Below are 12062 nucleotides of genomic sequence, written 5' to 3'. Positions count from 1 at the left end.
TTCAAAATAGCCACTTCGCAGTTTAGGTCATCGGTGGGATGCCCGCATACGGGGGCCGGCGTGTCCCGCGCCACCAATCGCGCAGCGCATCACAGTGCATCACAGCGCGCTGCGGTACGCCGCAGTACACCGCAGTACACCTTGCCACGCAATCCGTCCGCATACCCGCAATAAACGCCAAAAGCACTTCGGGGCGCGACCCGGAAACCCAGGCCGCGCCCCGAAGTGCGATGAAAGGAAGAAAAGGAGAGAGAAAGGAAATCATGGCGTGCAACCCGTGGCGTACCGTTTCGTTCCGCGGCCGGTCTCGGCAATGAAGACCGGCCGCGTACGGAACCGGAAGGCTGCCCGCCTATTCAGTTATGCATATTCAGTTATCGATATTCAATTGTTCTTCAGTTGTTCTTCAGTTATGCCGGTTGTCAATCACGGTCGGCTATTTCTTTTCCCCGACCGCCATCACGGCGCGCTGCAGCACCACGAAGACGAGGATCATGAGGCCGATCACGATGGTGGTCCATTCGGCCGGCACGCCAAGGTCGGTGGTGAGCGGGTCGAGGATGGAGCGGACCAGTGCGCCGAGCACGGAGCCGAGCACGTAGCCGAAGCCACCGGTGATGATCGTGCCGCCGATGACCACGGAGGCCACAGCGTCGAGCTCCCAGCCCACGCCCACGGTGTTCTTCGCGGAACCGATGTTCGCGGTGTACACGATGGAGGCCAGGGCGGCCAGCGTGGCGGAGGTCAGGTAGATGATGTACTGCGTGCGCTTGACCGGCAGACCCATGAGCTCAGCGGAGGAGCGGGAGCCGCCGATGGCGTAGATGGTGCGGCCGGTGCGGGTGTGGTGCAGCAGGATGTAGCCGAACACCACCACGAGCAGGGCGATGATCACGCCGACGTTGATGGTCAGATCGTGGGAGATCTTCGGGCGATCGATGATCTTGATCTCGGCGGAGATGATGTTGAAGTTGTTTCCGTCGGGGAAGGTCAGCGAATCGGTGGAGATGATGGAGGCGAGACCACGGGCCAGGAACATCGTCGACAGCGTGGCGATGAACGGCTGCATGTTGAACTCCTCGATCAGCGTGCCGGCGAGCAGGCCGAACACGGCGCCGATGAGCAGCATGATGATCATGACCAGGATGGAGGGGACTCCGGCGTTGGCGAGCTTGAGGCCGATCACTGCGGTGATGGCCACGATGGCGCCCACGGACAGATCGATACCACCGGTCAGAATCGGCAGAGTCATGGCCACCGCCAGGATGATCAGGTAGGCGTGGTCGATGAACAGGGAGGAGACGAAGCCCAGACGCAGGTAGGTGCCGAACATCGCCTGACCCATGATGATCATGAGGATGAAGATCACCACGGCCGCGAGGGTCGGAATCATCTGGCGATCGATCTTGAAGCCCTTCTTAGGAGCCTTCACTTTGTTTGCCGTAGCTGTTGTCATGCTGCCACCGCCTTAGCTTGAGCCTTGAGCGCGCGCTTACGCTTCATTTCAGCGCCCAGGTTATGAATCTTCGGAGCCTGCATCACGCAGATCACGATCACCACGATGGCGAAGAAGGCCGGGGTGGCCTCGGCGTTGATGCCCAGGGTGATGATGGTCTTGCGGATCATGGCGATAATCACGGCGCCGACAGCGGAGCCGGCGAGAGAGAACTTGCCGCCGAGCAGCGAGGTTCCACCGATAACGACTGCCAGGATGGCGTACATCTCGAGATCCTGACCGGTCTTGACCACGTCCACGCGCATCACGGATGCGGTGGCGAACAGGCCGGCGATGGCCGCGAGGAAGCCGGAGATGGCGTACACGAGGAAGAGGATCTTCCTCGGCTTGATGCCGGTCATGCGGGAGGCTTCCTGGTTGATGCCCACGGCCTCGATCATCATGCCCATGGCGGTCTTGCGGCACAGCAGGCCGACGAGGATCACGATGACCACGGCGATCACAAAGTTGGCGGGGATGCCGAGGATGAAGCCGTTGGCGAGCCACTTGAGCGGCTCGTTGCCGGCCACGGCGGAGGCGTCCGTGTTCTGGCCGGAGGTGATCACCTTGGCCATACCACGGCCGGCGAGCATCATGATCAGGGTGGTGATGAACGGCTGGAGGCCGAGCAGGGAGACCAGCGCACCGTTGATGCAGCCGATGGCCAAGCCGACGGCGAGGGCGATGAGGATGGAGACCCACACGTTGGTGCCGTTGGACAGGGTCTGCATGGCTGCGGCGCCGGCCACGGCCATCACGGAACCGACCGAAAGGTCGATGCCTGCGGTGGAGATGACCAGGGTCATGCCGGTGGCGATCATCAGGTAGCGGGCGGATTCCTGCAGCATGGTGATCAGCGGGCCGGCCAGGCCGCCGGTGTTGTCGTTCCAGCTCAGAGCGAGGAAGTCATGCTGGAAGATGGTGCAGACGATGACCAGGAGGATGAACGCAAGCACCGACCAGGTCAGGTTGTTGCTCAGGAGCTTCTTGACGAGAGCGTTGCCCTCTTCTTTTGCCTTTTCAGCCATCTCATGCCTCCTTTCCGGTGTTCACGTTGGTGTTGGCGATGGTTTCGACGATGGTCGCCTGGGAGACGGTGTCGTCGTTTTCGATTTCTGCGATCTTGTGGCGATCCTTGAGGACCTCGATGTCGTCGGACAGGCGGACCACCTCTTCCAGCTCGGAGGAGATGAAGACCACGCCCATGCCCTTGGCGGCCAGGTCGAGCACGACCTGCTGGATCTCGGCCTTGGCGCCGATATCGATACCACGGGTCGGCTCGTCGAGGATCAGGAGCTCGGGGTGCGTGGCCAGCCAGCGGCCGATCAGCACCTTCTGCTGGTTACCACCGGAGAGGTTCTTAATCGGACGGTCCGGGTCGGCGGGGCGAACGTTGAGTTCCTTCATGTACTTGTCGACGATCGCGTCCGCTTCCTTCTTCGGAATCGGCTTGAACATGCCGCGGGTCGCCTGCAGGGCGATGAGGATGTTCTGGCGGACGGTCAGGTCGCCGATGATGCCCTCGTCGCGGCGGTTCTCGGTGGAGTACGCGATCTTGTTCTTCAGGGCGGTGTACGGATCGGAGATGTTGACCTGCTTGCCGTTGAGCTCGTAGGTGCCCGAATCCGGCTTGTCAGCGCCGAACAGGAGTCGGCCGAGCTCGGTACGGCCGGAGCCCAGCAGGCCTGCGAAGCCGACGACCTCTCCGGAGTAGATGTCAAGGTCGACCGGGTTGATGGTGCCCTTCTTGCCCAGGCCCTTGACGTCCACGATCGGCTTCTCGCCGGACTTGATCTCGCGGCGGGCCTTCTTGGCGCCGATCTGGGAAAGCTCGGCGGCGGACTTGCCGATCATCATGCCGATGAGCTCGTCACGCGGGGTGTCCTTGGTCATGACCTCCTTGATGAACTTGCCGTTACGCAGGATGGTCAGACGGTCGGTGATCTCGTAGATCTGATCGAGGAAGTGGGAGACGAAGAGGATGGCCACGCCCGAGTCACGGACCTTGCGCATGATCTTGAACAGATCCTGCACCTCGTTCGCGTCCAGGGAGGAGGTAGGCTCATCGAGGATGAGCACCTTCGCGTTGATGACCATGGCGCGGGCGATGGCCACGAGCTGCTGCATGGCGATGGAGATGGAGCTCAGCGGGGTGTGCGGGTCGATGGCCTCGAGGCCCATCTGGGCCAGGTAGGTCTTGGCGGCCTCGTGGGTCTTCTTCCAGTCGATGCCGAACGGGCCGCGCTTTTCGTGGCCCAGCATCACGTTCTCGCCGACGGAGAGGTTGGTGCACAGGTTCACTTCCTGGTACACGGTGGCGATGCCGGCGTTCTGCGCGTCCAGCGTGCCGTTGAACTGCTGCGGCTTGCCATCCACCAGAATGGTGCCGGCGTTGATCTTGTACACACCGGTCAGAGCCTTGATCATGGTGGACTTACCGGCGCCGTTCTCACCCATGAGGGCGTGGACTTCGCCCGGGTAGAGGGTCAGATCGACACCGTCCAAAGCCTTGACGCCCGGGAATTCAATCGTGATGCCCTTCATCACGACGATAGGGGTTTTGTCTGTCATGTCTTTGCCTTATCGAGAAGGGGTTTGTTATCGTTTTGTGATATTTGAGCCAGACATGAATGATGGTGTGGAGGAAGCGATTCCTCTCACACCATCACTGCTTGTTCGGTTCAGTTATCGGTTGTGCTGCTGATGGCCTTCAGTGGCGGATCAGTAAGCGCGGGAGCCGTTGTCCAGGGCCTCCTTGGCGCTGGCGGCGTCGAAGGTCTTGGACTCGATCTGGATGTCCTTCTCGACGGTCTTGCCATCGAGGTAGTCCTTGACGGCCTGAGCGGTCTCCTTGCCGAAGATCGGGTTGTACTCGATCACGAAGGAGAGGTCGCCGTCAACCAGGGCCTGCAGGGCGTTCTTCGTACCATCGATGGTGATGATCTTGACCTTGCCCTTGAGGCCGGCGGCGTCAACGGCCTGAGCGGCACCGAGGCCCATCTCGTCGTTCTGGGCGAAAATGAACTGCGGGTTCTCGGACTTGTACTTGTCCAGCAGGCCGGCGGTCACGGTCTTGGCCTCATCAGTGGACCAGTTGGCGGACTGGGACTCGAGAACCTTGATGTTGGAGGCGACCTTGTCGGACCAGCCGGTGCCACGATCCTTCACCACGGACAGGCCGGCGGGGCCTTCCAGGATGAAGCCGTTGGCGCCGTCCGGGAAGTTCTTGTTCACGAACTCGGCGGCCTGCTGGCCGGCCCACTCGTTGGACGGGCCGATGTGGGAGACGATGGCCTTCTTGGCCTCGGAGTCCTTGACCTCGACGTTACGATCCACGGTGAAGACCGGGATCTCGGCCTCGGCGGCCTTCTTCAGGGAGTCATCCCAACCGGAATCCTCGGTGGAGGACAGGATGATGGCGTCCACTTCGTCGTTGACGAACTTGTTGAATGCCTGAATCTGCTTCTGCTGATCGTTGTTCTGGGTCGGCGAGTACTGCAGGTCGAAGCCGGCGTCCTTGAACGCGGCCTTGATGTCGTCCTCGTTGGCGGTACGGAAGCCGCCCTCGGGACCGACGGCCACGAAGCCGACGACCTTCTTACCGGAATCACTGGAACCACCGTCACCGGAATTGCTGGAACCGCAGGCGGCAACGCTCACCAGAGCGGCGGCGGAAGCAACGAGGGCAATGGCCTTCTTCCAATTCTTCATGAATACTCCTCCTCGAGCAGTTTTCCTCTGAGTGATCGTTCACTCACATTGATGGAAGCTTCTTTGATGTTTTCCATCGACAATCTCTAGTATGGTGTGAACGCTCCCAATGTTCAATCGTGAGCGATAACAGTTTGGTAACAGCTCTATAACGGTTTGATAACAGTAGTCCGAAACCGCGCCAATCCGCCGTTTTGCTGGGTTCGGGCGGGCCATAATAGTGTGTGGTTGCGCGGTGGCATCTGCCGTCCGGGCACCGGGCGACGAAGTTGCCGCGAATAGATAACAAACCACCGAACATCGGTTCATGTAAGAAAGGTGAGCTATGGATACCGTGTTTCTCATCATCAAGCAGGTGGAGGGCGTCAAGCACCTGGCCGGCGTGGCCGCCACGATCGGCGATGCGGCCAAGCTGCTGGCCAAGTGGGAGCCCGAGTGCCCGGACAACTTCAACTTCCTGGGCACCAAGGAGGAATATGGCGTGACCCGCCACCTGTTCAACATCCCGTTCAACATGGAATACCTCATCTACGAGGTCCCGATGAACTCCGAAGTGCCGGCCGAGCTCTTCAAGAAGGAATACGGCGGCATCTGATCCGGTTTTTCGTTCGCCGTTTTTCAGGGCCGGTGCCCGGCGGTTTCCTTTCGGACCGCCCGCGCACCGGCCCTTTCGCGTATTTGTAGGCCGACGCACGAGGAACTCAGTTCGGAAATCCGCATCGGCCAATATCGCATTCATCCAACCCCAGAGCATGAATCGCCCCTAGCGGTCGTTTGAGTCTAGAAGCGAGTCCCTTCTGTACTGAAAAGACCGCGAATCCCTCCTTCAGCGTCCTTTTCAGTACAGAAAAGCCCGTTCCTGGATTCAAATGACCACGAAGCATCTCAAGCGAAGATCCCGCGAAACGCATCATGACACCATCCGGCCATCAATCAACCACCATACGGACGGCATGCGGGACCAGCCCCTTTAAATCGTCAAACAGCCGTATCATCCCACACCCATGCGGGACGACACGGCCATATACAACCAAAACGCCACATCGTCCCACACCAGGCGCACACGCAATCCCCGGAAACAAGCCATTCCCGCATACACCCGCCGATACAGCCCGAACGCCGGTGTGGGACGACACGGTCGAAACCCAAACAACCGCCGCATCATCCCACACAAGAACCCACTCCGACTCCTTATGAAAGGGCACCTCACTCCTCGACTCCCCTTAAAGGGCAACGTCAGCCTGTCTCCTCGGCTCCCTTCCGCTCCTCTTCGGTTCCCCCTTGTCAGGGCATTGCCCGCTACCTTTCCTCGGCTCCCCTTGTCAGGGGAGCTGTCAGCCGCAGGCTGACTGAGGGGTAGTCCAAGGAACCACCCCGACAAGAAAGGGTCTTGCCAACCAGGAACAACTCCCAGCTGGCAAGACCCTCAACTACCTAGACGCAACCCGTCAGGAATGCCGCCCACGCATGCGACGCCGACGCCAATCCACGATCACGCCCATCAACGCAGCACCCGCGGCCACCACACCCATGGCCACCACCGACACACCAGTCGGAGGCAAACCAGGCGTAGGCGGCGTGGTCGGAGGAGTAGTCGGAGGCACATCCGGCGGAGACACCGGCCTGTCCACCACCTGTCCATTCGCGGGCAGGCCGGTCACGTTACCCTGCTCATCAATGGTGACGGTGAAGTCAGCAACCTTCCGGTACCCGTCGGGAGCCTTCGACTCCACGACCGTATACGTGCCAGGCTCCACCGCAGGGAACGACACCTTGCCGTCGGCACCGGAAGTCACGGTCGCCACCACGTTCCCGTTCGCGTCAACCAGCTGGAAGACGGCACCGGCAAGCGGCCCGCCGTTCGCATTCACCTTGGTGAACCCAAACGGATACTTGGGCTTCTCCGGCGGGGTCGTAGGCTTATCCACGACCTGACCACCCGACGGCAGACCGGACACGGTGCCGTCCTGCCCGATGGTAACGGTGAACGAGACGACCTTGTCATACCCCTCCGGAGCCACGGTCTCCACGACCGTATACGAACCCGGAGCAACAGCCGGGACCGACACCTTGCCATCAGCACCCGAAGTCACGGTCGCGACAACGTTCCCGTTCGCGTCAACCAACTGGAACGTCGCACCCGCCAACGCCTTGCCTTCCGTGTTCACCTTCGTGAACCCGAACGGATACTTCGGATTCTCAGGCGGAGGAGGAGTCGTGGGCTTGTCCACCACCTTGCCGCCCTCGGGCAGACCGGTCACGTTGCCGTTCGCGTCGATGGTCACGGTGTACGGGCCGGCGGCCTGATATCCCTCAGGCGCCACGGTCTCCACCAGCGTGTACTCGCCGGCAGGAACGCCAATGAACGACACCTTGCCGTCAGCACCCGACGTTGCGGTAGCCACGACCGAAGCACCATCACGCAACTCGAACACCGCACCCGCGAGCGGAGCCCCGTTCTCATTCCCCTTCACCTTCGTGAACGAGAAATCGAACTTCGGCGTCTCGGGCGGAGGCGGCGTGGTCGGCTTGTTGCCCACCGTCAGATCACACTGGCTGGCGGCTGTGCCCGTCTTGCAGGAGACCAACGAACCCAGATTCGAGAACGTGACCTTACCCTTGTCACCGATCGTGACCGTGAACGACGGGACATGAGACGGCAGGTCATACCCACTCGGCGCCTGAGTCTCCGTGACCGTATACGACCCCGGCTTCAGACCGGAGAACGAGACCTTGCCGTTGTCGCCGGACGTGGCGGTCTTGGTCACGCCGTTGCCCGTCAGCTCGAACACGGCACCCTGAAGCCCCGTGGACGTACCATCCTTCACCTTCGTGAACGAGAACCCATACGTATCAGGTGTAGGAGGAGTATTTGGCTTCGTGTTCGTGAACGCGAACGACCAATGATTACCCGTATGAGTGGAATCGACCTTCTGCGTGTAGTCCGACGGGGAATCCTCCACCACCCGGTACGTATACTCCTTGCCGTTCTGTCCGGCCTTCTCCAGGCCATTCCATGACACAGACCAGTCCGGAGCCGACAAGTCAGCGGACTTCACATCCTCCCAGTCACCTTCCGAAGGATTCGCGGCGGTCGTACGCTGTAGCGTCACCTTCAGCTTGTTCGGGTGCGAACCATCGTCCACCCACTTTTTCGATGCGGACACCGACACCGTCTCCGGCTTCGGGGTCTCAGGCGTGTTCGTGATCGTCACATCCGAACCAACACCATTCGACGGGGAATACGAAGTCGAATACGGCTTCTTGTCCGACACGCTCACGTTGGTCTCGCGCACACGGTACTGCACCTTCTGACCGTCCACGGTCGTCGGCAGACTATCCCACGTATGGGTCCAATTGTTGTCTGCGTTCAACGTGACCGGATTATCGTCACGCTGGACCTTGGCCCAACCCGTACCATTCATGGACTGTTCCAACGTGGCCTCGACCGAATCCTTCGAATGGTCGACATTGTCGGCCCACGTCTTGGTCACCTTCACCGAAGTCTCGGTCGGCGTGGGCGTATCGGGCTTCTTGTTCTCCACCGTGATCGTCCAGCTATTGTCCTTCGCGCCCTGCGTGATCGTCGGCGTGTAACCCGACGGACCACCAGACTCCGTCACCGTGTACTGGATCGCCTTGCCATCCGTAGTGGTCTTCGGCAAATCCTTCCACGAACCGGACCAATTGTTGTCCTTGCTCAACGTGATCGAATCCCGGCCCTGCACGTTCGCGGTCTGGCCGTCCACGACCTGCTGGAGCGTCACCGTCACCGAATCAGTCTGATGCTTATCCGCACCATCCGACCAGGTCTTCTTCACGGACACCTCGGTAAGCTCAGGCTTCTTCTTGGTGTTGGTAATCGTGACGGACCAATTACCGTCGGTACCCTGCTCAGGCGCGCCCACGGTGGACGTGTAGTCGTCCAGCTGAGTGGTTTCGACCACACGGTACCTGATGGATTTGCCGTTATCCGTCTTGGGAAGACCATCCCACTCGGCGGACCAGCTGCCGGGTTGCAGTGTGGCGGTCTTGCCTTCGACATCCGACCAATCCGAATCGGACGGATTCTCGTCAGTGGCGCTCTGCAGCTTGACATCAACGGACGGCAAACCATCCATATTCGTGACGTCGCTGTTGTCGGAGTTCTTCCAGACCTTCTTCACCGTCACCTTCGTGGTCTCTGGCTTCTTCTCCTTGTTCGTGAAGGAAATACCGGATTTATCCGCCGAAACCGTCAGAGCACCGGACTTCTCGCCGCTGGTCACGGAACCCTTCGACTCGTTGTTGACGAACATCTCGACCTTCAAACCGGCCGTACCGTTGTTATCGGCGGCGGCGACCTTGGAGACATCCAAGCGCACCGAAACCGTGGCCTTGTCGTACTCGATGGTCGAATCATCACCCTGCTGCTCGCTGGCGATGAACTTGAACGACGCGACACCCTTATCGTTCTTGGCCTTCTCGTAGATGTCCGACGTGATCTGCGGCAAAGACCACGTGGCCTTGCCATCCGCACCAACCTCGGCAGTCACGCCATTGGGAGTCAGAAGCTTCGCATTAGCATCATCCGCGTTCGGCTTGAGATCGAACTTGAACTGGCCAGCCGAAATAGACTTGTCATTGCCAGACGCATCCTTGAAATGCTTCGTGGCCTGCAGACTCACATCCACCGGCTGAAGAGACTTCTCGTTCGTGACGGTCGTTTGGATCGTGGTCGGAACGGCTTTGTGATAGACCTGCGTGCCCGCATCAACCGCAATCAGGGCATTCGACGCATCCAAACCATTACCGGAGATCAGGCCATTCACCTTGGACTGAGCGGCATCCAGATCCGCAACCTCCTCCGACGACGAAACGTTGTCCATGCCAGTGGTGGTCACTTTCACCTTGCCGTCCGCATTCGACGAACCCAACAAAGTCACGCCATCACCGGTAGGCGTGGACGCCGCGGTGAACCTAACATTCTTGCCTTTACCGCCGTTGCTTTTCGCGTTCTTCACGAACACGCCACTGCCGGCAAGCTTCTGATCGTCCTTGTCCAATAAAGCGGACACGTTCTCGGTACCAGCGGTAACACGCATATTGGTGAAGCCTGCGCTAAGCCAATTGACCGCCCCCGCGAACTGGTCGGCAACGGCAGTGACGAGTTCTCCGTCCTTGGCAACCGTAGCAGATTCACCCTCACCGCCGGTGACCTTCGGAGTCTCGGCATTCACGCCTTCAACGGTCACCGGGATAAGCTGATCGGAGACAGCCGTGTAACCAGACGGAGGATTGACCTCCTTGAGGTAGTACATGCCCGGCAGCAGATCATCCAGAACGACCACGCCATCCATGCCATCCACGGTTCGCGACGTGTACGTGCCCGTGTCCTTCATCTTCAAGAACGACTCACCGGTCTGCGCATCCGTCACGAACTGCGGCTTGTTATCGGCATCCAGGTCGGCCTGCTGCGCTCTCTGCGTACCCGCCCGATCTGTGTAAAGCTCGAACGTCGCGCCATTCAGGCCCTTCGACGTGTCATTCTTATCAACCTTCTTCACGCGCGCGCCAGACAACACCAGTTGAGAGCCCGACAACGTCACCCGATTCAGATAAACCGCACTCGTACGATAGAAATAATCAAGAGAATTCGACTGCAACTGCGTATTTGCATAGTAATTGTATATGTACTTGAAACCGAACATCGACCAATAGGTCTTGCTATTCTTTGCATCAACAGGAATCGACACGGACATCTTATTACCAGTAACTTGGAAGCCGCCGTTTTCTCGTGGACTATCATATTCCTGGAAAGGATCAACACCGAAGCTATCATTCTGGACTATTCCTCGTTCAGTGGGGTAAATCATATCAGTAGTAGCAGTGGCAGATTCCAAGTCCACAGCCGCATCGTCGCGACCCGTCAATCCCGTATCGACACTGACCGTTGCGTTCTTCGTACCCCCTGGTCTGCGCAAAATTGAAATCAACAAGCTGTTGTAATTCGTCGACTGGAAATTATGATAATTGGCGCCAATAGTCCTCGGCAGGTTCAACGCATACGGATTCTTCGGCAGCTCGGTAATAGCGATATCATTCATAACAACCGCTGGGCCCATCGGATCCTCTTCGGTAGGGGTCTCACCTTTGGCTGGCACGTAAGCATCTTCCATGAAGTCCAAGCCCCTGTGACTTCCCACGTCCTCCACATTCAACTTGGATACATAGCGCAGCAGACCGATGCCGGTCAGAACCGCATCGTCCTCCAACGGCTTGGTAATCGTGATTGAAGTATTCCTGGAATCAAGAGCGCCATAATATTTAATGACATCAGCAGCGGTTTGCGGAGTCACACCATCATAATCAAATGCATAGTTCTGCCCGGATGTGCAGATCGCGTCGTACACGGCATCGGCGAACACCTTGGAACCCGTGAAGTTCTCATCAATGTACTGGCGCACCTCCGGCCAGGTCACCGACGCGCCATCCTCCTTGACCGGCAGGATCGTGGCCGAACAATCCGCATCACCATCCGCCGCATATGCGGTGTTCGACGGCAACGCCATCGCCAGCAGGGTCGCCATGGCAAGCAGCAGGCCCAATACGGCACGGCATGCGTGAGGCAATCCCCTTCCCTGTGTTTCCACCCTGTTCATGGGGTCCACTCCTTCTCAACTACCAGTACGGCCCCGAATGAGAAGCGGGCATACTCCTCGTTCCCACCCCATCGGGGGACCATCACCAAGGGCGGGTTCTAGTGATCGTTGCAACGCTTGGCCGGGTGGCGGGAGTCATGTATGGGCAGGTGGGTTTTCGAGGGCGTGGAGTACGCGAGTCGGGGTCTTATGTGCGAGGCGAGGCGGGAACGCTA

General features: G+C 59.3%; 6 protein-coding genes. 1 reads left to right on the top strand and 5 read right to left on the bottom strand.

Features of this window, described 5'->3' with window-relative positions; all coding sequences use genetic code 11:
- Window positions 1–436: 436 nt before the first annotated feature.
- From JS536_RS11230 to JS536_RS11215, 4 genes are all read right to left on the bottom strand, one after another.
- Window positions 437–1456 carry a sugar ABC transporter permease gene (locus JS536_RS11230; RefSeq protein ID WP_214303881.1) on the bottom strand — a complete coding sequence of 340 codons (1020 nt, stop codon included), beginning with the start codon at window positions 1454–1456 and terminating at the stop codon, window positions 437–439.
- Entirely contained in the window at window positions 1453–2523 is a 1071-nt protein-coding gene (locus tag JS536_RS11225) for an ABC transporter permease (protein ID WP_214303880.1), read from the bottom strand. Before JS536_RS11225 ends, JS536_RS11230 begins: the two co-directional genes overlap by 4 nt.
- 1 nt (window position 2524) lies before the next feature.
- Window positions 2525–4066, bottom strand: a complete 1542-nt coding sequence (locus tag JS536_RS11220) for a sugar ABC transporter ATP-binding protein (RefSeq protein WP_214303879.1) — start codon at window positions 4064–4066, stop codon at window positions 2525–2527.
- Between the two features lie 150 nt (window positions 4067–4216).
- Window positions 4217–5206, bottom strand: a complete 990-nt coding sequence (locus JS536_RS11215) for a substrate-binding domain-containing protein (RefSeq protein ID WP_214356989.1) — start codon at window positions 5204–5206, stop codon at window positions 4217–4219.
- A gap of 325 nt (window positions 5207–5531) precedes the next feature.
- On the opposite strand from JS536_RS11215, the gene JS536_RS11210 reads away from it, so the two are divergent.
- The gene (locus JS536_RS11210) at window positions 5532–5801 is read left to right on the top strand and encodes a hypothetical protein (protein ID WP_152208730.1); all 270 of its coding nucleotides are present in this window, start codon (window positions 5532–5534) and stop codon (window positions 5799–5801) included.
- Between the two features lie 853 nt (window positions 5802–6654).
- Here the strand turns inward: JS536_RS11210 and JS536_RS11205 are convergent.
- Entirely contained in the window at window positions 6655–11847 is a 5193-nt protein-coding gene (locus tag JS536_RS11205) for a SpaA isopeptide-forming pilin-related protein (protein WP_214356988.1), read from the bottom strand.
- Between the last annotated feature and the right edge of the window lie 215 nt (window positions 11848–12062).

The organism is Bifidobacterium sp. SO4 (assembly GCF_018555355.1).
Classification (GTDB): Bacteria; Actinomycetota; Actinomycetes; order Actinomycetales; family Bifidobacteriaceae; genus Bifidobacterium; species Bifidobacterium miconisargentati.
Note: the sequence above shows the minus strand (reverse complement) of the source record. Positions and strands in the feature narration are given on the sequence as shown.

Bases quoted from the DNA above. Each gene is read 5' to 3' on its own strand.
- JS536_RS11230 (WP_214303881.1), bottom strand. From the start codon at position 1,456: ATGACAACAGCTACGGCAAACAAAGTGAAGGCTCCTAAGAAGGGCTTC.
- JS536_RS11225 (WP_214303880.1), bottom strand. From the start codon at position 2,523: ATGGCTGAAAAGGCAAAAGAAGAGGGCAACGCTCTCGTCAAGAAGCTC.
- JS536_RS11220 (WP_214303879.1), bottom strand. From the start codon at position 4,066: ATGACAGACAAAACCCCTATCGTCGTGATGAAGGGCATCACGATTGAA.
- JS536_RS11215 (WP_214356989.1), bottom strand. From the start codon at position 5,206: ATGAAGAATTGGAAGAAGGCCATTGCCCTCGTTGCTTCCGCCGCCGCT.
- JS536_RS11210 (WP_152208730.1), top strand. From the start codon at position 5,532: ATGGATACCGTGTTTCTCATCATCAAGCAGGTGGAGGGCGTCAAGCAC.
- JS536_RS11205 (WP_214356988.1), bottom strand. From the start codon at position 11,847: ATGAACAGGGTGGAAACACAGGGAAGGGGATTGCCTCACGCATGCCGT.